20 protein-coding genes and 1 pseudogene are annotated in these 21,531 nt (G+C 36.9%); 7 read left to right on the forward strand and 14 right to left on the reverse strand.

Translation table 11 applies throughout. From position 1 onward, the window contains the following. Positions 1-147 precede the first annotated feature (147 nt). Genes RYL88_RS04095 through RYL88_RS04105 form a run of 3 tightly spaced genes read left to right on the forward strand, consistent with a single transcriptional unit; the run spans position 148 to position 1,371 of the window. Complete coding sequence (locus tag RYL88_RS04095; protein ID WP_314989175.1) at positions 148-489, forward strand: hypothetical protein; 342 nt, start codon at positions 148-150, stop codon at positions 487-489. Further along, positions 490-858, forward strand: coding sequence for an HK97 gp10 family phage protein (locus RYL88_RS04100; RefSeq protein ID WP_314989177.1), 369 nt, complete (start codon positions 490-492; stop codon positions 856-858). It abuts the gene before it with no gap. Positions 859-885: 27 nt separating this feature from the next. Then, complete coding sequence (locus tag RYL88_RS04105; protein WP_314989179.1) at positions 886-1,371, forward strand: phage virion morphogenesis protein; 486 nt, start codon at positions 886-888, stop codon at positions 1,369-1,371. A gap of 187 nt (positions 1,372-1,558) precedes the next feature. Here the strand turns inward: RYL88_RS04105 and RYL88_RS04110 are convergent, their stop codons facing one another. Next, positions 1,559-2,644 carry a phage minor head protein gene (locus RYL88_RS04110; RefSeq protein ID WP_314989209.1) on the reverse strand — a complete coding sequence of 362 codons (1,086 nt, stop codon included), beginning with the start codon at positions 2,642-2,644 and terminating at the stop codon, positions 1,559-1,561. A 274-nt stretch (positions 2,645-2,918) separates the two neighbouring features. Here RYL88_RS04110 and RYL88_RS04115 point away from each other — a divergent pair, with 274 nt between their 5' ends. Next, positions 2,919-3,131 (forward strand): hypothetical protein, encoded by a 213-nt coding sequence (locus RYL88_RS04115; protein ID WP_314989181.1) that lies wholly within the window; start codon positions 2,919-2,921, stop codon positions 3,129-3,131. A gap of 16 nt (positions 3,132-3,147) precedes the next feature. Here RYL88_RS04115 and RYL88_RS04120 read toward each other — a convergent pair whose 3' ends face one another. Next, complete coding sequence (locus RYL88_RS04120) at positions 3,148-3,333, reverse strand: hypothetical protein (RefSeq protein WP_314989183.1); 186 nt, start codon at positions 3,331-3,333, stop codon at positions 3,148-3,150. A 50-nt stretch (positions 3,334-3,383) separates the two neighbouring features. Here RYL88_RS04120 and RYL88_RS04125 point away from each other — a divergent pair, with 50 nt between their 5' ends. Continuing rightward, positions 3,384-3,548, forward strand: a complete 165-nt coding sequence (locus tag RYL88_RS04125; protein ID WP_314989185.1) for a hypothetical protein — start codon at positions 3,384-3,386, stop codon at positions 3,546-3,548. A gap of 116 nt (positions 3,549-3,664) precedes the next feature. Here the strand turns inward: RYL88_RS04125 and RYL88_RS04130 are convergent, their stop codons facing one another. After that, a complete protein-coding gene (locus RYL88_RS04130; protein WP_314989187.1) occupies positions 3,665-6,754 on the reverse strand; it encodes a hypothetical protein in 3,090 nt (1,029 codons plus the stop codon). A 338-nt stretch (positions 6,755-7,092) separates the two neighbouring features. On the opposite strand from RYL88_RS04130, the pseudogene RYL88_RS04135 reads away from it, so the two are divergent. Then, positions 7,093-7,278, forward strand: a pseudogene (locus tag RYL88_RS04135) (transposase); the annotation flags it as partial. Positions 7,279-8,035: 757 nt separating this feature from the next. Here the strand turns inward: RYL88_RS04135 and RYL88_RS04140 are convergent. The 4 genes from RYL88_RS04140 to RYL88_RS04155 all read right to left on the reverse strand — a co-directional run bounded on the left by RYL88_RS04140 (position 8,036) and on the right by RYL88_RS04155 (position 14,408). Further along, a complete protein-coding gene (locus tag RYL88_RS04140; RefSeq protein WP_314989190.1) occupies positions 8,036-9,961 on the reverse strand; it encodes a dynamin family protein in 1,926 nt (641 codons plus the stop codon). Beyond that, entirely contained in the window at positions 9,945-12,182 is a 2,238-nt protein-coding gene (locus RYL88_RS04145) for a dynamin family protein (protein WP_314989192.1), read from the reverse strand. Before RYL88_RS04145 ends, RYL88_RS04140 begins: the two co-directional genes overlap by 17 nt. Before the next feature lie 2 nt (positions 12,183-12,184). Continuing rightward, positions 12,185-13,888: a dynamin family protein gene (locus RYL88_RS04150; protein ID WP_314989194.1), complete on the reverse strand. Its 1,704-nt coding sequence runs from the start codon at positions 13,886-13,888 to the stop codon at positions 12,185-12,187. 328 nt (positions 13,889-14,216) lie between these two features. Next, a complete protein-coding gene (locus tag RYL88_RS04155; protein WP_314989195.1) occupies positions 14,217-14,408 on the reverse strand; it encodes a hypothetical protein in 192 nt (63 codons plus the stop codon). A 200-nt stretch (positions 14,409-14,608) separates the two neighbouring features. On the opposite strand from RYL88_RS04155, the gene RYL88_RS04160 reads away from it, so the two are divergent. Beyond that, positions 14,609-15,535, forward strand: coding sequence for a WYL domain-containing protein (locus tag RYL88_RS04160; protein ID WP_314989197.1), 927 nt, complete (start codon positions 14,609-14,611; stop codon positions 15,533-15,535). 60 nt (positions 15,536-15,595) lie between these two features. On the opposite strand, the gene RYL88_RS04165 is transcribed toward RYL88_RS04160, so the two are convergent. The 7 genes from RYL88_RS04165 to RYL88_RS04195 form a co-directional block, all read right to left on the reverse strand. Further along, positions 15,596-16,210 (reverse strand): hypothetical protein, encoded by a 615-nt coding sequence (locus tag RYL88_RS04165; RefSeq protein ID WP_314989199.1) that lies wholly within the window; start codon positions 16,208-16,210, stop codon positions 15,596-15,598. Continuing rightward, positions 16,200-17,549 (reverse strand): PD-(D/E)XK nuclease family protein, encoded by a 1,350-nt coding sequence (locus RYL88_RS04170; RefSeq protein WP_314989201.1) that lies wholly within the window; start codon positions 17,547-17,549, stop codon positions 16,200-16,202. The genes RYL88_RS04165 and RYL88_RS04170 overlap by 11 nt, the downstream gene beginning before the upstream one ends. Positions 17,550-17,570: 21 nt before the next feature. After that, positions 17,571-18,818: a hypothetical protein gene (locus RYL88_RS04175; RefSeq protein ID WP_314989202.1), complete on the reverse strand. Its 1,248-nt coding sequence runs from the start codon at positions 18,816-18,818 to the stop codon at positions 17,571-17,573. Further along, on the reverse strand, positions 18,815-19,660 hold the full coding sequence (locus tag RYL88_RS04180) for a hypothetical protein (RefSeq protein WP_314989204.1): 846 nt from the start codon (positions 19,658-19,660) through the stop codon (positions 18,815-18,817). Before RYL88_RS04180 ends, RYL88_RS04175 begins: the two co-directional genes overlap by 4 nt. Continuing rightward, positions 19,645-20,232, reverse strand: a complete 588-nt coding sequence (locus RYL88_RS04185) for a hypothetical protein (protein WP_314989205.1) — start codon at positions 20,230-20,232, stop codon at positions 19,645-19,647. The genes RYL88_RS04180 and RYL88_RS04185 overlap by 16 nt, the downstream gene beginning before the upstream one ends. A 46-nt stretch (positions 20,233-20,278) precedes the next feature. After that, a complete protein-coding gene (locus tag RYL88_RS04190) occupies positions 20,279-20,575 on the reverse strand; it encodes a hypothetical protein (RefSeq protein WP_314989206.1) in 297 nt (98 codons plus the stop codon). A gap of 153 nt (positions 20,576-20,728) precedes the next feature. Continuing rightward, the gene (locus RYL88_RS04195; RefSeq protein ID WP_314989207.1) at positions 20,729-21,484 is read right to left on the reverse strand and encodes an ATP-binding protein; all 756 of its coding nucleotides are present in this window, start codon (positions 21,482-21,484) and stop codon (positions 20,729-20,731) included. Between the last annotated feature and the right edge of the window lie 47 nt (positions 21,485-21,531).

The raw sequence follows: 21,531 nt of genomic DNA on the forward strand, positions 1-21,531 counted from the left end.
AAATAATTTCTATCTTAGCTTTAATGACAATGAAATCGTAACTATGATAAAATTTGAAAACGCAAAAAAGGCGAGAGAGTATTTTAAGAGAAACGCGTCGCCTAAAAAAGAGGTCATTAAAAGTTATATTTTCGATGGGTGGTTAAAATGGAAAAAATGATTTTATTTATCAAGCGCGACTATGAATTTATGTTAGCTCAAGACGGGTATGATACCGCCAAAGGTTACACAGACGATAAACTATTTGATAAATACTATTTTGCCGACATTCAAACGCAAAACGAAAAAATCAAATTTATTCAAGACCAAAGCGTAAAAGACGAACAGCTACTTCTTGCCAAAGACGATCCTATCATGCAAGAAGTTTGCGAATTTGATATACTGATTATCAATGAAGCATACAAAGAAATATCCCAAAACAAGACAATGAGTATATATGAGGCTTTAAAATTCGTCAAACATACGATGGAACATATAAAGGCTTTTTAAATGGACTTCAAAAGACATTTAAAAAACTTTCTTTTTCGCATAGGTCAAGGTATCGTCCTAAAAGCAAAATACATAGCCCCCATAAAAACGGGCAACCTCAAAAAAGATATTCAAGTATTTGACGACCGTATCGAAAACCTTGAAATAGAGGTAGGAAACACCAGGCTTGCCCCATACGCAAAATTCATCCACGACGGCACCGCTCCTCACGTCATCAAGCCTAAAAGGATGAAGGCGCTAGCAAACGTAAAGACCAGGCAGATGTTCGGCAAAAAGGTAAATCACCCGGGCACGAAAGCAAATCCGTATCTTCTAAACGCCGCAGAGGACTTTTTTGACTCGCAAGACTTTAACAAAATCTCGCAGTGAGCACTTTTGTAAGCCGAAAGATAAAGCATGAGTATAGAAATAAACGGGCTTGAACAGATAAACCAGATGCTAAAGCGACTCGAGGAAGGCAATGCCCTATCTCAAAGCACGTTTGATACCATCGGCAATATGATCTCAAACTCCATAGAATTTGCGTTTGAAAACCAAAAAAGCCCGTTTGGGCAGAGTTGGAAACCGCTTAAACAAAGTACGCTAGCCCAAAAAATAAAAAGAGGCGGTTCAGATAGAATTTTAAGAGATAGCGGACATCTGGCGGATAATTGGCATATAGCGTCCGATAATAAAAGTGTAACCGTCTCAAATAATAGCTCGCACAAAGGCTTTGCTTATGGCCTAGCTCATCAGTTTGGCGCAAACGCCGGGCGCGGTCATAAGTCAAAAATACCCGCTCGTCCGTTTTTGCCCGTCCTTGAAAACGGAAAGCTGGAGCCGAATTTAGAGGAAAACATCAGGCGCTTTTTGGCTGCCGAGATAGCTAGTAAGCTAAGTTGACTTTTGAGGGTAAAAGGGCTATAATCATCTATGGCGCGAAGATGTGAACCCTAGCGGGTGCGTAACCACAGGACTAATACTCCGATGTTGCAGGTTCGAGTCCTGCCCGCGTTGTATTTTAAAGCGGTTGATGGTCGCAACGCAGTAGCGAGGGCGTTAACCATACGCCATATTGTAGGTGCAACTCCTACCGCCGCTTTATCTCTATATAGTTGTCTTTTAGGCTTTCGACTTTATCTACTTTACCTATCGTTACCATATAGTTCGTTACTTTAAATTTCTTTAAAGCGTAGTTTAAATTTACTATTATTTTGTTGATTTTTTCGGCATCTTCTTTATCGTCAAACCAATAAACCAAATTCCCCTCATTGGCATCAAAGCTAACATTCTTTGCTTCGTAAAGCACGTTTGGGATTTGCCTGATTTCATCGATGCTTAGGGCTTGATTATACGCTTTTTTTCGCGACGGACGGATATGTAGTATCGATTTTTTATCTGCGGCTATAAAACTATCGGCCAACTCTATGCCCGCAATCTCAAAGATCCTTTTTGAGACATAAGCATCTATCTTTCCGAGCTGAAACGCTTTTATAGGGCTTGTCTTATCTTGCTTTACTAAAAGTTCATCCACAGCTTCATCTAACCCCTTTTGCCAAACGTATAAATTTCTATCCTGCTCGTAGTTTTTAAGATCGTTTTTTACTATATTTTTTAGTTCGCCGCTTAAATTTTTAGCTTTCTGAGCTAGGACGCCGTCAAGGTTATCCGCGCTTTTGCCCGAATTATACGCCCAGTCCTCGCTCGCTACGTTTAAAGGCGTGCCGGCGTAGGGCTTAAATCCGTAGTTTTGCATCTCGTATTTTGTGAGTACTTGCACCTGGCATCTACATCCCCAGTCGTTTGGCGGGTAGTTTTTCTCCCAAAATTTATGCGTTTTTGGTAGGATCATGCCGTGCAGCTTAGCGTGAGATGGTCGCGTGCGGCGGTCTAGTACGGCTTTATAGCGGAAGTATTCGCCCGCGCTACTCATCTGGCTTTCATACCTTGCCTTTGCGACGCTTACGCGCATATTGGTCTCGAAAATTCGCTTTAGCCGCCGCGAGCCGACGTAAATTTGTTTCGCTTCTCCGGTCTTAGGATTTGTTACGCTTACGTCTCCTAGCCAGCCTTTCTTTGCTAAAACGGGTTTTATGTTGTCTCGCCACTCCCCAAAACCCTGCCCCTTTTTATAGGCCTCGCTAAGGCTGGCCTGGATATCTGAAAGCAGATCTATATGAACCTACTCGTTGCCATTTTAAAGCACTCATCGAGCAGATCGAAGCAAAGCGCGCGGAGCAAAAAGAGCTAGCTAGCGCCTCGATAGATCTTGACGTCGCGGCAAAGAAGAGGTTTGATCTAACCTTAGGCGGCGCCGATCTTGAAAAATTCAAAGCCGAAATAGAAGACAAGGGTCTAAGCTACCTATCGGTTATGAGCGCCATTGACGCCGCTATAGAGGCTGAGCGCTCAAAAAAGTAGAGAGGCTGCTTGCCTGCGTCGAAAATAAAATGAGCCCGGATGATTTCGGGCTTGATTATTACGAAGCTCTTATGCTTCGCGGACTTCAGACGGCAAGCGTGGTAAAGCGAGACTTTAACGGCGGATATTTTGAATGCGAGGTAATCGTTTTAAAGGCTTTTTGCAAGCGTTTTAAAATAGATTTTTTATGGATGTTTGAAATCTCAAAAGCGTTTAATAGGGTTTTAAATAAGAGGGAATGACGGGGGTAAAGATGACTTATAAAGATAAATTTTTAGATTTTTTTGCGTCATCCGTCATTTTTGCCGCCGCGACTAGTAGCGTAACCAAGCCTACTATCAAAGCGTTATCCGAGCTTAAAACGTCCGTGAGCGCATATGCTACCGCTAACGTTAGCGCAAAAAGCAAACAACCTAGCAAAGCGTATTTTACCAAACCTAGCATCTTAGCTCCTTTCGTTTTTCTATACATATTTTACCATAAAGTAGTCCGCTATGTCTAGAAACAACGACGTAAACATAACCATAAGCATAAACGGCGATACGCACAACCTAAGGGCGGCCAGAGAGGACGTAAAAATAAAAAATATCTCTATTTTTGATGAAAATATTAGTTCAGAAATCGAGCCTATTTGCAAAAAACTTTTTACCGTTAGCTAAACTCTTAGCTAATTATTACTCATCGAATAGTAATATAACAAAATCCTTTCCGGTTATTTTATCTCATTGAAAATTGCAATTAAAAAGATTACAAGGTTAAATTTATAGTGCCGCATCTAACCGTTAAACGAGCCATATTGCTCCTCAAAGCTCATTGCATATACTACTATGTAGTCATTTTTTACGATAGCTTGCAGATTTTTATGTAGTACCTTACCCCGGCTATTAAATCGATCCCAGTCTAAATCATTAAAATTTTCAGAATTTAACATAAAATCATGCTCCCAATCATTAAGTTCTTTATCAAGCAACGTACCTTCTAAATCATACTTTTTAAAGCAGTATATGCCGCTAGCAGAACCTTCATTCCACAAATAAGTATCGCCGTAATCAGGATACATATTTACGATAAATTGATGTAGCCAGCCTGATATCGGCTCGTCTATATAACTCCATTCCTCATTAACGACCAGCTCTATATTTGCTTTATTCGTATTATTTAGAGTATTATATATAAAATACGGGCATCCATCATGATTATTTTTTGGATACTCTGCATATCCATTTTTGCCCTGTTTTCCTAGTTGAATAACTTCAAAATAAGCATTTCTTAGGTTTTCGTCATAATTTCCTAATGCATTTTGCAAAAACTCTACCCTGCTATCGTATGTCATATTTTTAAATTTTGTATAATAACCTCTTTTGACATCATTTGATTTAAATTTTAAAAACATATCTTTTTCAAATAGCTCTTTTATGCTTAATTCGATAGATAGCAAGGATGTAAAATTTTCATTAAATTTGAGATATATGCCCGAATCGCTAAAACGTATGCATCTATATTTTTTTTCATAAAATTCATTGTTAGAATTTTTTACTAGATTTTGGAGCCTTGAACACTCTTGCATTATTCCAACTTCATCGGCGTCAAGCATCAGATCTCCTAAAAGTTTAGCGATCTTTCTATCCGACTCCACGTAATCTTTTACTCTTTTTAGCATATCGTATACGGTATTGATCTTAATATAATTATCGCAACATTTGCATTTTGAAATGTTTAAGATAGTATTATAATACTCCATAGAACCCTTATTTGGCTCCCTGTCTCTATTGCGAGCGATTGTTTGAATGATTTCTCTGGGAACATCATAGCATGATGCAACTACGCGTAGGGCAGCGTTTCTAGTGTTAGTTACGGGACAGTTTAAACCGGCTTGAACCAACTCAATACTGACGATTTGATTAAATTCTCTCATTTTTTGCAAAATAATAGACAAATCGCTGTGTTTTCCGAAATTTCCGTTAAAGCCTAGCTCGTCACCAATACCGGCAGATATGTTTTTAAGATCTAGCTGCTTCTCAGCAAGCATACAAACCATTCTAAATTCAGCAATATTATCCGTTTGAACCAACGAATACCAATCCGAGAAATTATCATTTTGCATTGCGTAGTTAAATAAATCGTTCCAAATATTTATATTTAAAGCTTTTGCGATGTTTCTTGCTTTATGGTCAAATACGTTTTCCCTTACCTGTTCTTCCCAGTTATAATTTTTATTATAGGCAATATCTGAAATTTGATCAACCAACTTGTCTTTTTCTTCTTCGCCCCATCCGATTTGCTCCCAATTGTCCCTTATAAAATAAAATATGTCACAGAGCTTATTAAATCTGTCTATATTCATATTTTGCCTCAAAGACTCTTCAATAAAAAGCTCCACTACTTCCTTTGCATCCGTATACTCAAAGATCCTGTCCTCATAATCGTCTATCAACCCCCATATAATATCGCCTGCGCAATCATACAGCTCATCATTCCACCCGTTTTTTATGTGAGATAATAAATCTCCTCGGCTTGCACATTTATAGGCCGTACGCTCATAGCCCAAGCTGCATTTATAGCCTTGATAGATCATCCAAGTTTTTATCTCGTCATTAGCCGCATTAAGACCATTCAAATAATTTAATCTACCGTATCCGTCCGTTAATTTAGCCATTTTAAATACATTATCATTTTTTTGTTTCATCTCAAAAGAACATGTAGTATATATAGAAAAATCATCAGCCAATCCAAGCGTAAATAGCAATTTATCTATTTCTTCAGCTCCACAATACCACGTTGTACATATACCAAATTTGATCGGCTCTTTATGTACAGCTCTTTCCATAAAAAATACGCCGATTCTAAGCGCTGTTGAAAACAACTCGTCGTCTTTCGAAATCATTTCTACAAAATCATACCCGTATACGCAAGCGCTTTGAGTTAAAAGAAATGTATATAAATTTGCTAGCTTGATCTCTAGAGTATCGTTATCGCACGAATCCTCTTTTTTATATACCTCATGGATATCCTTAATCATATCTATGATTTTAGCGGCGGCGACCTTGCCCTCCTCGCTATCCCAGCTACCGTATATGGCCTCTAGCGCGCCCGGAACAAAATTTATATCTCTCAATTCACGCTTAGATAAATAGTAATCTTTTTTATCCGGTATATCGTATTGTTTATCTATGCTTAATCTGCCGTCTTGAATATTTTCTTTTATCCACTGTACTATCGGCATTTTCCCGTTTAAAATATCGCTTATTAATAGCTCGGTACTTTCGTCAAATTTAGATAAATTTTTATACTCAACCACGCATTCTTTAGGTAAAATAGTTATTAGATCATCGGTTAGTTCTTTACCCGTTCTATCAAATTCCATCAACTCATATTGCGTAAAATTTGATATGTCTGTTTTTAACCACTCTTGAAATTTTCTATTTAAACTACTGTCGTATTTAATGTTGAATAGCCTAAAAAGGTCGTCAAAATTTACTCTAATGCCATCTTCGCACGATATGGGGCTCGTTTTGTATTCATCGGCATTGTAGTCCACATAAAATAGTCTTATTTCTGCAAAAATATCTCCTGAGTACTCAACCCTGGCACTATTTTTTAGAAAGGATTTTAATCTCCTTGCAAGGCTCAATCCTTCTTGATTAAATTTTTCCTCATCCCAACATTCGTCTTGCCGATGAGGATTGTTTCTATCAAAGCTATCCTGCCATGCTTCAAAATCATCTTTTAAATCTTGCGGTAAATTTAAATATTCATAATTGGTATTTACGCCGTAACTGGATTGAAACGGCTTCTTTATAATCCATATGCCACTACTGTAATATTCAGGCACCACCCTTAGATTTAATTTTTCGCAACTGTTCATGGCGTATCCTTTTTATACAAATAAGATTACGAAATTATAATATTATTTGTATAAAAAAATACTATTTTAAAGATTAAAATTTGCCCTTAATAAAATCATGGATTTTTCTAGAAGTAGTTGTCGTATGGAAAAGAAGTCGACTCTCTTTAACTTAAGCTCACGCAAATGGGTAGTAGGAGCTATGTCCTTGAAAAGTAACGAGCGTAGTGAATAGAGTTTAGATATAATACTAAAAACTACACAGGAAAACTTATATCAGAAACTGTTGAAATTCATAAGAAGTCTTATAAATAACCATATGAGGTAGTGGGTAAAAATACGCTTAAATTCCATTGAGTCTATTTTATTATCCGATGGATATTCGCAAAGAAATTTACACAACGAATACTATTAAAAGCTTGCACTTAAGCTTACGAAAACTCGGAACAAATCAAGTCTTTCCATATGACGATTCGATTTATAAAATGATGTATTTGGAGATGCGAAATGCGAGTAAACATTGGACTATCCCGGTCAGAAATTGAATCAATTTGCCATACTATTTGACAAACTGGCTCCAATCTACTAATATGAGAATATCCATTTGCATACTTTTATGATAGGGTCAATATTTTTTACATTTGACGACAATTTTTATCGCTTTTATGGCTATAAGTAAAAATCCTTTTTGGATTTAGTGTGTTTACTATAACTCCCATTTAATACCCTTTTGATGTTTTTGTTTTCTAGTATATATCTTTTTGGATTTTACGATTCTTGATCGTAGACTAATCTCTCTTTTTATAGACGCCACTATTATTACATCCCTTGATTTTACTTTCATTATTGTCCTTTTGTGTTTTTGCTTACTGTGAGGTTATTTTCCATCTCTATTGTTACCTATGTGTTTTACTATGTCTCCTAAGGCCTCTATAGCTATTTCGATGATTTCTTTCGTATTCATTGTTTCTCCTTGTATAAATTTACAATAAATAGCTATTTGAGCTTTCAAAATTTTTGTCGCATTCTTGACACATGAAAGTTAGGGTGACGCCAGCCTCCCTACCTTTTTCTTCGCTAACGTTGTCTATTAGCATCTTTTTTCTGCTAAAAGAATTTGCTATAGCGCTTAGCATTCCCGTTGCCCCCCCTTCCCATATGACGTATTTTACCGTTGCGCCGCATCTTGGGCAAGTCGGTTTTTCATGTAGTAACCCATTATTTCTCCTTTAATAAAATTTTGTTAGTTTTTATTTGATATCTATTTTTTATAGTACCGATATTTTATATGCCCTCAAAGTCCTAAAGAACTATAAATACCGTCTCTTCCCCATCCTCTTTATAATTTTCATCAAGATAAGACTCAAATTTGCTCAAATTATGCAAGAAATTTTTTCTAAATCGGTTGTATGCTTTTTCCGGGAAATCATTCTTTACGCCATCTATGTGTTCATCTATCTCATTTTTAAATTCATCAAACCTTTTCATTAGATTTTCTCTTACAAAAGTATGCGTATCGGTATATTTTCGGTTGCTTGCGTCCATAAAATCATTTATGAACTGCTCACATTGAGATTGGGATATCTTTGGCTTTCTTGCCATTTCATATATCATATTGAGCATAGCTTTATCGTCTGAGTCGTTATTAGACGCACTGTTATCTATAAATTCCTTAAATTGCCTTATTATTTCCTTATAATCATATAGCTGTTTGCCAAGTCGCTCAATTGATTCGTTATGCTCGTTTTGGTTTTTGTCTTCATTGTTGTCTATATTTATATCCTTCATCGCGTTGCTTGTTTTATTATTGTGATATGTTTCGTCAAAATCCACCACGACTTTATCAAGCCCAAACACCGTTTTTACAGCCTCTTTGAATTTATCCATTGCAACTTTTAGTAGTTTTAGATTTTCCTCTTCTTTCTTTGTGCCAAAGGCGCTTTTTAACTCGCTAAGCTTAGTGTAGGCATTGCTACCCATATCCTCAAGGCCGTCTTCTAACATATCTACACTGATCGAGTGCAGCGTCTTTTGGATAGATTTTTTTTCTTTTATGCTGCCTTCTATCGCGCCTTTATATGCTTGGTATATATTTTTTAGCTTATTAAAAATCTCTGCGTGCTTTTGGCTGGGCGTATCGCATTCGGTCAAAAATCCGTCTAAGCTTTTACCAACTATGCAATGATTTTCAAGGGTTCTAACAGAGCTAAAGGTCTGTATGCCTTCGTAGTTTATACCGTAGTTATCTAGATTTTGCCTTACGGTTTCAGTAATGGCCTCTAGGTCACTAGGCGCTCTTAGGTCGGCTTTGTTTATCACGACGTATAGCTTCTTGTTTTCTAGATCCAAGCTGCTTAAAAACTCCAAATCTCCGCTTGGCATCGTGCCTGTGCTGTCAAGCCCCACGAGCCATAAAAACACTCCCGCTTCTTCCAAAAACTCTTTTGCCGTATCTATGTCGGCACCATAGTTTGCTATATTTCCTGATGGGTTATAGCCCGGAGTATCGATAAAGCAGATATTTTCAAATTTAAGCTTCGTACCTAGTACTATAAACGGCAAAATTTCTTTTAAGTTAAATTTAAATCCTTTTATAAAATCGTGATTTAGCCTAGAGTGAAAATTTTCATCTATTTTACTCAGGTCAACTGCGCCGCCGTTTTTAGAGTAGCCTAGCAGATACTCCTTTGGCGCATTCATTACGTATGCTGGTATCGCTGTAGTGGGCTCTATAGAGATGGGTAGCTTCACGCCAGAACTCATAAAGCTACTGATAAATTCAGACTTGCCCGCACTAAATCCGCCGCCCACGGCTACGATATTTTTTTTATAGAGTTCAGGGCAAGCGGCTATAATGCTAAGCTCTTTTTCTATATTTTGCAACTGTAAGAGTATCTCGGCTTCATTTGAGAGCGTATCATCGGCGTTGGCAAACTCTAGATACTGCCCGTTTAGCGTCTCATGAAACATCGCTACGCCTTCGTTTTGAACTTTGGCGGCTAGGAGGCTTGAAACTAGCTCGTATCTAAGACTAAGGTCGGCTAAAACCTTATCTTGCTCTTCTTTTTGGGTGGCTACGATTTCGGCATTTTTGATAAAATCGTCTATAACGTCTAAATTTTCCCATATATGCTTTTTTATACGTTCTTTGCTTGTTAAAAAATTAAATAATCCGTTTAGATCGTTTGTGTTCTTTTTCACATCTTCTACCTTAGTTTGTATTTGCATTTTTTACATCCTTTAGTATTAATTTGTATCTATCCAAAGCTTGTTCTTTGTTTTCTATATCGCTAACAAGAGAGTTGATTTCCTCGTCGTATTTTACAAAAATAATATTTGCCACGTCTTGGGACTTAAACGAGTAAATCAGAGCATCGACGCTAGATTTTACGTCGCTTCTTACTCTGCTTTTTAGATTTCTGGCAAATTCGCCCGCAGCGCTTAAAAACTGCTCGGCTTCGTAGCCTTTTAGGGTACCGCTTTTTTGCAGTTCTTTCGGAAACGAACCGCTATAATTGATATCCGGGTTTTTGACCGAGTTTAAAGTCCCTCTTATCGTACGAGAAATAATGACCGGATCTAATACGTCGTCGTCCACCACGCTTCTAGCTGAGGATACTAAAGATTTATAGAGGCTCTTTTTCCATTCTGCTATGTTTTGTCTATACTCTATCTCGGTTAAATTTTCTACCTCGGATATGACTTGATCGAGAGAATTTTTAACGTAACCGGCTTTTACGGTGGTTCTGGTGCTGTATTTTGTTTTGTATCTATCACCAAAAAGTCCCCATAAATTTGTAAATCCATTATCTTTGACTTTGTAACTATATTCCTCTGTAGCTTCGCTACTAGCTATATCGTCGGTTAACTTTTTAAAGTAACTTTCGACTTTGGCAAAAAGCCTATCTTTGATATTTATCTCAAATCCTTCAAGAGAATCTTCGTACGCGTTATTTACGGCCTCTACGGCTTTTGATTTGATTTTTATCATTTGCTCTCTTTGATGCTTAATCTCGTTTATATCAGAGCTTTCCAATATTTGCATCTTTTCTTGAATTTGCTGTTCTACGGCTTGTTGATAATTGAGTAAATTTTTAAACTTAACCGAGATAAACTCCGTGCTTCTTTTTTGTAAAATTTCCTCTTTTTTATCTTTCACTTTTGAGATTATTTGCTCGATCGCCTTTATGCCCGATAGCAAATTTAAATTTGCTAAAGCAGACTGTTTGTCGTCGAAATAGTCTCGATAAAAGTGATTTAAATTTCCCCAAACATGCTTTGAGTTTAAATCCCAGTTACCTTGATCGTCATAGTTTTTCATCATATAAAACGCTGTCGCCGAACTTAAAAGAACTTTGCTATCTATAAGCTCATTTAGACTGTCGCCCACTTCCGGACTTTGAGCTTTTATCTCTTTTAAAACCCTTGACTGCTGTATACTTAGAGTCTCCCTGATATTTTCAAGTACCTTTGAAAGCACTCCACCGCCTTTTTCTTTTTCTCCGCCAAAGAGCTGATTATCAACTTGAGATGCAACCAAATACACCTCCCTGATACCGTCTTTTTTGGTTACGCGGTCAAGTAAATTCGTATCCTCCGAGCTTAAAAACTGCCCGGATGGCGAAACGACTAACACCACGTCGCAAGTTTTCAAAAGCTGTTTTGTGCGCTCCTCTCTTGAGACGACGGGATCATTTACGCCGGGGGTATCTATTATCTCTATATCTTTTAGACTTTCCTTATCTAGTTTTAGCGTTACGGATTTTGTAAAGGGCATATATTTGCCATCAGCGCCGACAAAATCGTAAAGCTTGCGATTTAGCTCGTCCATATTAGCAGCAGAGATGTTTTTAAATCCCTCTAAATTTGCTAAATTTACTCCCGAGCGCTCTATACGCTCGTATTGCTCCGCGGCTGCGCTCAACTTTGCATTGTTTCGCATCTCTTGCTCGGCTATATTTACGGCTCTTTTTCGCAGCTCAGCCTCTTTGGCTTCGTCTAGTTTTTTAGTTAGCTTTAGCTTTCTTTTTTCAAGCTCTGTTAGCTCGTTAAATTTAGCCTCGGCTATCTCGTTTTTTCTTTTTTGAAAACTTGCCGCATCGTCTTTGATGTCTCGCAAATCCTCTTCGCTAAAAAAATCGACCTGCGCTTCCAAATTTTGACCATATTTTAAAACCGTAAGCGCAGCCGTCATAGGGGTGGCAGCCTTTGGCAAGACATCCTCGCCGTCAAAAATAAGTGCGTTTATGAGCGAGCTCTTGCCAGATTTTACGCGGCCGATGATGCCTAGCTTTAGAGTTCTGCCTTCTTTTTGCATACTTTCTATCTCAGCTTCTAACTCCGAGCTTTTTGAGATGGTATTATCTTGTTTTAAAATCGAAACTTCGTTATCTAGATCGTATTTGGCTATGACCGCCTCAAGCTCTTTGGTAAATTTAACTATGTTCATCCTTAATCCTTTGCGTATAAAATTTTAGTTGTTAGCGTTTTTATCTCTTCTTTTGCATTTTCGAGAGCTAAAATTTGAGCCTCAATAGCCTTTACGTCGTTTCCTTTTTCCTCTACGGCTTTTGATATTTCAGCCTCTTTTTGACGGAGCTGCTCTTCAAATTTATCGCTTACTGCTTCTATCATCGCGCTTATTTGCTCGTTTAGTAGAGTTGGCATTTCACTTCTAAGCTTTGTTTTTATCGACGGGATGACACTACTTATTATCTGTTCTCTAGCTTGTTCGCGTTTTTTGTTTTCAGCATATCCTTGGGTAAAAAACGAGATTATCTCGGGTAAAAATACTATGACAATCTCTAAAATCGGATTTATAACTTTTGTAGTAAGGCCTATGATGGTAGTTATAGCTTTATATAGTTTGCCCGCACTTTCGCCGCTTTTTAGCTTTTCGCTAAAATCTATAAGTCCGCTTTGTGCTTTTTGTAAAAACTCTTTTGTCGTTTGCGAAATTTTTTCTATCCATACATCGTCCATCTTAAAATCAGTCAAATTTAAGCTTTTCATCTCGAGACTAAAGTTATCTACCAACTGTGAGCCGATATCGCTCATTTTATTTTTTATTTCTCGCACGAGCGATGTTTTTATTATACCGTTTAGCTCAGCGGTAAAACCTTGCTGATTAGTAGCGGCGAGACTGGCTAGAGCGTCAATGTTCATATTTATATCGTTAGCAACCGCCGCGATAACGGAATTTGCACTACCCTCCGAGTATCTGCTTTGTATTTCATTAAGTGCGGCTTGCTTTTTGACTTTTAGATTTTCTATACCTCGCTTTAGTTCGCTTATAGCGTTTTGTGCCTCTTCTTTGGAACTTTTTAGAGCTGATTTAGTCGTATCGATAGCGCTTTGGGCTTCAAACGAGCTTTGTTTTAGTTCGTTTTCAAAGATACTTTTAAAAAGTCCTTTTGAGTCAATTTTTTCGAGTATATTTTTTAGCTCGTCGCCGCCGTCAAGCCCGAGGGCTATAACGCCTTTTTGGTAATCAAAATAATCCCTTAATTGCTCTTCTACCCTATTTTGTATCAAATTTACGTCGCTGGGCGCTCTTAAATTTGCCTTACTTACGCAAAACGAAAACCCCTTACCGAATTCGTTGATATTTTGTATTTCTCTAAGTACGCTATTTGTTATATTACCGTCCTCGACGCTGATTAATACTATAAAATACTTACCCTTGCTTAAGTAACTTAAAATGGCTTGATTATGTAACTGCACGGGCGAGTCAAAGCCCGGCATATCAACTAATACTAAAGGCTCGATAGCTTTTAAATTTGCATTATTTAGGTAAAGACGTAGAAATTTATACTCCGCAGCCCGATCTTTGATCTCGTCTGTTTGAGTAAGATCATATCTGTCGCTATCGCCACTTTCTTTTACTGCCTCAAAATAACTTTCTTCGCCGTATCTTAGCTCGGTCGCAAGCGCGGTTTCTGGAGTAATGTTTGTAGGTAGTACGCCTGAGCCTAAAAAAGAGTTTATCAGCGTACTTTTACCTGCGCTAAAGCCACCTACAACTGGCACGATAAGCTCTGTTGCTCGCAAAGAGTTTATCAGCTCTTCCTGTTTTTTTACATCGAATTTTAAAGGGCTTAGTATTGCCGACACGTCTTGCAAGTATTTAATATACGTTTGCTTTAAAATTTGCATAGGTGTTCCTTGTGGTTAAATTTATTGATTTTTGAAGTGATTAAATTTGATGAAAGACGTACTAAAAAAGGTAGTAAAATTTGACGAAAAATATTTGCCCTTAGGGTTATCAGTTTTTCGGATTTTACCTGCATTTTACCTTCTTTAGTGCTACTAATGAATTTATTCTGTTAATTATAGTTTTAAAATCATTAATTTATTCTTTTATTATTATGTCTTTTTGTGTTTTTCTAAATATTTTTAACGCCTTAACTGTTATAGCTTGATATTGTATAAGTTGATCAAAGTAAGCTAAGCTCTAATTTTACCATTGCTTACTTTATACTGCTTAGATACCGGCGGCGTATTCAGACGAATATTCCTCTTGCTCCTCGCTTTCATCTTCATCGACTGAAACGAGATCCACTTCCTTATTTTTTTCGTCGCTAGTTTCGTCAAATAGCCCGTATTCGTCGGCATAAGTCTTTAATCCGTACCCAATAGCTAGTAGCGCTACGCCTCCTATAATATACTTTATCATTTTAACTCCTTTGATTTAAATTATGATGGAAATTTAGCACAAGAGCACGACAGGTTGTGTCACAACAAAAATAACCCCATAAAAAACCTTTTAAATTTTATATCAATCTTTTGCAAGATAAAACATCTTTGCATTATATACGCTTTAAAACTAGACAACTGTAAGTCTTATATCGCTATAATACCCTCAAAGGAGCCTCCATGCAAAAACCTAAAAAAATCATTCCCGAAACTAACACAAGTAAATACGAACGCATAAACGATATAGCCGTTCTTATCAGCAACAAACCTCACTCCATATCCGAGCTTTCCGAGAAGCTAGGCGTTTGCACTAAAACCATACAAAGAGATCTTTATGACGTGCTAGCCAAAAACGGAGCCGTAAAAAAAGGCAGGATGTGGAGCATGGATAAAACCGAAGCCAAAGACAACCTAGACCAAGAAGAGCGCACCATCATAAACATCCTGGACAATATCTCAAAAACCATGGGGACAAATTTCTACTCAAAGGCTCACGTCCTGCTAGAGCAGATCACTAGCCGGCTAAACCACCCCATCCTAACAAATATAAACAACGAGAAGCTAGATGAAAAAGACTTTGCAAATTTCGAGCTACTTGAAAACGCCGTCAAAGAAAAAAGGCTGGCAGAGTGCGAATATAATGGCTTTAAATTTAAGATAAAACCGCTAAAACTAGCGATGTTTGACGGGTTTTGGTATTTGCTTTTTCTTGATACGGGCAAAAACGATACATTTAAAAAATTTCATCTAAAAAGCATTGCGAGCATTAAAATACTCGAAGATAAATTTGAAATAGAGGCAAAAATAGAAGATAGGCTAAAAAATATAAACTCCGCATGGGCGACGCTAGATGAGCCAAAGATAGCCAAGCTGCTTTTAGCTCCACAGATAAAGAAGTATTTCGAGAGGAAACCGTATGCCAAGCAAAGCATATACGGTCAGGATCCGGACGGCTCGGTTATCATCGATATAGAGTACACCAACATAATGGAGATAAAACCGCTCATCTACTACTACATCCCTTTTATCAAGGTGCTTGAGCCAAAGGAGCTGTCCGATGTGATTAAGGGCGAGATAGGGGAGTATTTTAACGAGATAAATGTTTAAAATTTAAGTACGCATGCGATGTATAACGTCGCATGCATATTATGGATAAAATTACGTAGACTATTTTTCGTTAGCCGATCTGATTCTTTGCCAAACAGCCGCCGCTTCTCTTCTCAAAAGCTCATCGTCGTATGCGCCGTTGCCGTCGGTTAAATTTTCGGCCTTTTTATAAAATTTTTTGCATACGGATTTATACTTTTTTATCCTACTTAAGATATCTAAGAAATTTAAAAATCTTTGCCTTTTCATGCCTGAGCTTAAAGCACTTTTTATAACCGTCCTCATATGCTTTCTGGGTAACACATTTTGCTTGCAAAGCAGGACATTTATCTTAAATCTTTTTATCTGTTTTACGATGATCTTTTTGGCAAGCTTTTTATCGTTTAAATTTTCATAGACGCTTCTAGCTACATAAAAATACTCCATAGGATATTTACATACTTGCAACGCCCTTTTTAGGATAGTTTTTATTATCTTTTGCCTATTTTCGTCATTTTCAAGCTCATCGTAAGCTAGCCTTGCCAAATGCAAATACTCTCTAAAATCCTCACATTTTGACAGGATATCGTTCAATTCGCTAGAAAGCAGTTGTTTTGGCTCTACAGACGATATAAAATCGCTAATCTCCATATACGGCCTAAGACCCCAGAATTTTTTGTGTATTTTATTGCTCATATTGCTCCAATTCTTTTCTTGTTATTTTGCCTTCTACAAATTTTTTAGCAAATTTTTTATCTTCTAAGTTCTTGTTAATAGTTCTAACAATGCCAACATGCTCTATAATGTAGGCATTAATGACATCAAATATAGTATTTAAAAAATTGTCATCATTGATTATAATATCAGCCAGCTCCCAGATATTGCCATTTGTTAGTGGTAAAATTTTCTGATAATGAAATTGTCTTTCTCTCTTCCCTTCAGATTTACCAAATATTTCACGCCCTATAAATCGCTGCTTTTGTGTAAAATCTTCATCTGGCATATTATAATTATTTATTATTTCTATATAAAGCCCATTTTTACTATTGCCATGTTGCCAAGAATATACTCTAAAAAGAATACACTTTCTACCTTCAGCTAGCTCCCAAAAACGATGAGTACTTGAGGTATAAACCTCTATCAAATCAAGGTCATTAATACGCTCGCCACGAATATTTTCTGCTATAACTCCATAGCTTTTTAGCTCATTGTTAATTTTTCCCGTTAAATCATTTAAAAAATTTTCAATAATCTGTTTTGTGGCACCTTCATAATCATTTTCATATATCCTAAATTCGTCCCTATCTTTATTTCTTGAAAAATATTTATAGTTTTCCTTTGTAAGCAAAAAGTCCGTTAAGCTATCGCTTATACTATTTTTGTAAGTACCTATAAGACTCTTTACAACATCTATGTATTGAGAAATTATTAGATCAAATTTTAATAAATTTTGCATTTCAACACGACATTCATTTAGCCATTTTAAAATATCGTTTTTATAGCTAATAGATTTAAATTTAACTTGCTCTTTGCCGTTTTTAAGATAATTACCATCTAATTTAAATTTCCCCAGGCTAGCATCACTTGGTTTCTTGCCATAGAGGGTTAGATATAGTACATAAATGTCAGCTTTTTCATCTAGTTCATCATATATATACTTAATATAGTTTTGTATTTGTTCTTTCTGATCTTCTGCGTAAATTTTATTTTCTATTATTATATATTTGCTATTCACCTCGTCTGATATAAGTATATCTATATTATGGTCTTCCCTTGTTACCTTTGCATTATTTATATCTATTTTAAACTCATCAAGAGAACAAGACCGCATAAATAAATCCAAAAATATAGTACCTTGATTATGCTTACCACTCGGATCAAGCAAAGAATGTATAAATCTAGAATGCAAATTTACTTCATCGCTATCTTTATGAAGCGTCGAGAAAATATTATAATCGTTAAAACCTCTTATTTTCTTTTGCTCATTTTGAGCTTTTATATCGTTTATCTTTCTTAAAAATTCTTGTTTAGTCACCACATCTCCTTTAAATTTAATTTAAAGCACGTCAATTATACCATTTTTCACTATCTCAATCACCCATCCTTTATCTTTAAAAATCCTCAAAACATCATTAGCCGCGTGTAAAATTTCCGCTCTGGTTTTGGCATTTTCAACGGCTTTTTCGGCGCACTCTTTTGCTAAATTTGGATCGACGTCTTTTAAGTAGCCGGCGACCTCCATATATATAGAATCAGACAAGTTAATTAGCTTCTTGCAAGCCGCGACTAAAAGCGCATTATCGCCAAGCTTTTTTATAATATCAAGCACGAAAAACGTTTCGTTGGGATCAGGCAAGAGCTCCACGGCTTTAGCCAAAAGCTCTCTTGCGTAAATTTTATCTTTAAAATCATCCATAACATCGCTTGCTATATAAGCATAATCGGCAGCGGTTTTGGCGTAAATTTCGCCGTCTTTGAAAAGCTCTAATATCCATCTTTGCTTGCCGAATTCTTCCGCCATATCATCTAAGATATCGTAGAATTTATAAAAGTCGCTCGTATCTTTTAATTCGCTTAGATATTCGTCTTTGCTTTTATGAGCTTTTGAAGCTACAACCTCTTTTTGCTCTTTTAGTTTTGGTTTTATTCCGAGTGCTTTTAGCTCGTCTTTGTCTTTTATGAAGGCGCGAGCATAGCTTAGATAATAATCGCGTCTATCCTTCTCTATGCACTTTTTATAAAATTTATACGCAAACTCATCGAAGCCTTCTATTTGCTTTAACTCTAGTGCCATAGTAAGATAAAAATCTGCCTTAAAATTTGTTGTCGTTAAAGCGTTTTGCAAGAAATTTTCGGCTTTAAGTCCGCTTAGTGTTTTTATCTCTATAAAATTTAGCATATTTACGTAGCAAAGCCCGTCTTTTATGTTATTTTCTGCCATGGCTAAAAGTTCCTTGCACCACTTTTTGACCCTTAAGGTTTTATGTATAGCTATCCCCAAAAACGAGTAGTCCATGCCGCTTTTGCAAAGGTCTTGCGCGATTTTATAAATTTTTATCGCTAGGCCTCTATTTTTGCTTTTAAAAAACACCGCGCGAGCTAAATCGTCATACTCGAAAAGATGATGATTTACTCTCAAGCAAAGTTCCGTGTGGTTTTGTAAAAGGTAGTCAAGTTCGTCTCGACTTAGATTTTTAGCTAAATTTACCAACAACACACTGTCATCTATAATATAATCCGCATAGTAAATCCTGCAATATCTGCAACACTTGTGAATCCGCTCGTAGTATCCTGATAAATTCATACTATATCCTTAAATTTTTGTGAAAAACCAAATTTGCTTTTAAAAAAACGTATATAATGTTCCTGCCCCAAATCACAATCTGTTTCGCCGTTTAAACCGCCGGTATGAGCCTTTGCTTTTAAGTAAAGCCGTGAGAAATCATAGCCCATAATCTTTTTTACAAGATTTAAATGACGCAGTATCCTTGCATAGTCGCTTGCAGCAGTAGCCCGGGACAAGGCATGAGAAAATAGCGTTTCATATAAAAGCCTTGAGCCTTTGCCGCCCCTATCTCTAAACTCGATAATCGCCGATATACACCACGAAAGGCCTTTATCAAAAAGCGCTACGTCAAAGAGTCTTTGCGCTAAATTTATGTCGCTGCAAGCATCTATGTAAGCTAAATTTATCTCATCGCTGGAGTATAAAGTAAAAACCTGATCTACGTATTTTAGATAAAGATTTAAAATTTCATCGCTTACGTCTACTAGCCTAGCCGTATATAAACAAATTTTACGCTTATTTGCATAAAGTTCATAGTTTAAGATAGCCCTTTGACTTTGTGAGATAGCTGCCCAATTCTTTAGCTTTTCTTTATCTTGCTTTATCTCCGCTTCATTTAACTCGCTGGCTTTCTTAAGCACTTGACAAACAAAATCCGTATTATTAAAATCTGCGCTAAATTCATCATAAATAACTAAGCATTCACTACTGCTTCGCGCATACTCAAGCCAAATTTTATATAAATTTAACGTATTTGATGAGCCAAAAAACTTCCTAGCCCGTTTTAAGAACTTATGTTTATTTTTCACCGTTTTTATCGCATTTTCATAATCTTGTATGCTTTTCATAATTTTATCCACGCCGATGCTTCAAATATCTCTTTTTGTACAAAATTTCCATCCGTATCAAGAGTATAATTTTTGCCTAGAAGGCATAGTTTAAAGCCCGTTATCTCGCCAAAAACGGGTAGCGATTTCGTCTTATGATAATAGTCTTTAACGACTTGAGAGATTATTTTTAGCTGTTCGTCTAGAGCTTTAAAACATAGCTCATCTAAAAACGGCGTTAGGCTGATATACCTTAAGTACTGCGCCATAGCAAGGGCAAAAATCGGCTCGTTAAATCTCTTAAAATTTGTATCTATGTAGATATAAGAGCCTCTAAATTTCGCTCGCTCGTCGTAACGGATTTTTGCAGCATTAAGCTCGTCTTCGATATTAAACCCAAAGTACTCGCTAAGGGCTAAAATAAGCGTTTTTGAGCTATGCGACCAGTCAAAATGCCCCCTTGATATAAACTCGTCTAGGCTATTTGCTCTTTGCAAATCCGCAAGAGCGCTACTGAAGTTTTTCTCTCTTGCGTAGCCTAATGCCTTTGAAAGCGCCTTTTTATCGCTATTTAGCGTTAGTTCTTTTATTTGTTCGTAGATCATTGATTATCCTTTTTGATTTTCGCGCCGATACATTTTTTGCACGTTTTTAAATGCCCGTAGCTAAAAGCCACACCTTGATTTTTTCGCCTAAAAGCTTATGAGTCTTTACGTTAAAGACTATTTTTGTTTTTTTACTACAAATTTGTATTACTTCGCCTACTATTTTTAAAACTATTTCTAGCGGCATTTCGGGATTTGCCGTAAAATTTAAAAATACGAATTTCGCTCTTTTTATCGGTAACTCCGCAATCTTTTGCAAAATTTCTGCTTCCGTAAAAGTACCGCAAAAGCCCGTTATCTCGCCTTTTGCGTTTAAAACGTTTTTTAAGTCTTCTAAGTCCATAATCCCCTTTCTTAGTACCGTATACAAACTGACTTCAAAAAATTTTAGGTAAAATGGCAAAAACCGTCAAATTTCTTAAATGGTGTTACTGTTTTACTCATTTAGCCTTAATTTGCCGGGCAAGTCCGGCAAAAACTCATTCAAAATTATCCTTTAAAACCCCACCCTACGCCCATTGTCTTCGATAATCTTATGTTTTACTTCCTCGTTTAACCTATCTATAAATTCGCCTACGCCTAAGATAGGGCTAAATTTAGCCGATCTTGCTACTGCGGCAAAGTCCCCGGGCGTTAGAAATTTGATTTTTGCTACGCTATTTTTTGCCGCTTTATCCACGCTTATACCTAGCGACTCGCACTCTTTTTGTAGTAGTTTAGCTGCCTGAGTACCGTCCATGTAGCCAAACCCTATCTTCATATCAAAGCGCCTGATGCTAGCCCTATCTAAGCTATCCATCAAATTTGTCGTGGCGATAAACACCCCATCAAAGCCCTCCATTTGCACTAGCATTTCATTTACCTGCGTTATCTCCCAGCCCCTTACAGCCTCATTCCTATCTTGCAAAAAGCTATCTATCTCGTCAAATACCAGCACGGCGTTTTGATCTTTGGCTTCTTTAAAAGCATTTGCGATGTTTTTCTCCGTGTTCCCAACGTAGCAGTCGATGAGATCGCTTGCTTTTTTGATGATTAGCTTGCTGTTTAGGCTTTTAGCAATAAATTTAGCATACTCGCTCTTGCCCGTGCCCGCGGGGCCGTAGAGGCAAAGCCTAGCGTTTTTGCTCTCTTTTATGCCTTTTGCTAGCTCTTTTAAATTTACGTTTGCGTTTATCAAGCTCACGTCGTAGTTTTGCGGCAAATTTATCTCCTCTATAAAATATTTCTTTACTTTCTTTTTGGCGATAACCAACAAATGCGCATTTAGCCTAATAATAAACAAAATCATAAACTAATCGT

The sequence above is a fragment of the uncultured Campylobacter sp. genome (assembly GCF_963517995.1).
GTDB lineage: Bacteria > Campylobacterota > Campylobacteria > Campylobacterales > Campylobacteraceae > Campylobacter_A.

What these genes read in the sequence shown, in the direction of transcription:
- RYL88_RS04095 (WP_314989175.1), top strand. Translation starts at nt 148, where the DNA reads ATGGAAAAAATGATTTTATTTATCAAGCGCGACTATGAATTTATGTTA.
- RYL88_RS04100 (WP_314989177.1), top strand. Translation starts at nt 490, where the DNA reads ATGGACTTCAAAAGACATTTAAAAAACTTTCTTTTTCGCATAGGTCAA.
- RYL88_RS04105 (WP_314989179.1), top strand. Translation starts at nt 886, where the DNA reads ATGAGTATAGAAATAAACGGGCTTGAACAGATAAACCAGATGCTAAAG.
- RYL88_RS04115 (WP_314989181.1), top strand. Translation starts at nt 2,919, where the DNA reads ATGAGCCCGGATGATTTCGGGCTTGATTATTACGAAGCTCTTATGCTT.
- RYL88_RS04120 (WP_314989183.1), bottom strand. Translation starts at nt 3,333, where the DNA reads ATGCTAGGTTTGGTAAAATACGCTTTGCTAGGTTGTTTGCTTTTTGCG.
- RYL88_RS04125 (WP_314989185.1), top strand. Translation starts at nt 3,384, where the DNA reads ATGTCTAGAAACAACGACGTAAACATAACCATAAGCATAAACGGCGAT.
- RYL88_RS04130 (WP_314989187.1), bottom strand. Translation starts at nt 6,754, where the DNA reads ATGAACAGTTGCGAAAAATTAAATCTAAGGGTGGTGCCTGAATATTAC.
- RYL88_RS04140 (WP_314989190.1), bottom strand. Translation starts at nt 9,961, where the DNA reads ATGCAAATACAAACTAAGGTAGAAGATGTGAAAAAGAACACAAACGAT.
- RYL88_RS04145 (WP_314989192.1), bottom strand. Translation starts at nt 12,182, where the DNA reads ATGAACATAGTTAAATTTACCAAAGAGCTTGAGGCGGTCATAGCCAAA.
- RYL88_RS04150 (WP_314989194.1), bottom strand. Translation starts at nt 13,888, where the DNA reads ATGCAAATTTTAAAGCAAACGTATATTAAATACTTGCAAGACGTGTCG.
- RYL88_RS04155 (WP_314989195.1), bottom strand. Translation starts at nt 14,408, where the DNA reads ATGATAAAGTATATTATAGGAGGCGTAGCGCTACTAGCTATTGGGTAC.
- RYL88_RS04160 (WP_314989197.1), top strand. Translation starts at nt 14,609, where the DNA reads ATGCAAAAACCTAAAAAAATCATTCCCGAAACTAACACAAGTAAATAC.
- RYL88_RS04165 (WP_314989199.1), bottom strand. Translation starts at nt 16,210, where the DNA reads ATGAGCAATAAAATACACAAAAAATTCTGGGGTCTTAGGCCGTATATG.
- RYL88_RS04175 (WP_314989202.1), bottom strand. Translation starts at nt 18,818, where the DNA reads ATGAATTTATCAGGATACTACGAGCGGATTCACAAGTGTTGCAGATAT.
- RYL88_RS04185 (WP_314989205.1), bottom strand. Translation starts at nt 20,232, where the DNA reads ATGATCTACGAACAAATAAAAGAACTAACGCTAAATAGCGATAAAAAG.
- RYL88_RS04190 (WP_314989206.1), bottom strand. Translation starts at nt 20,575, where the DNA reads ATGGACTTAGAAGACTTAAAAAACGTTTTAAACGCAAAAGGCGAGATA.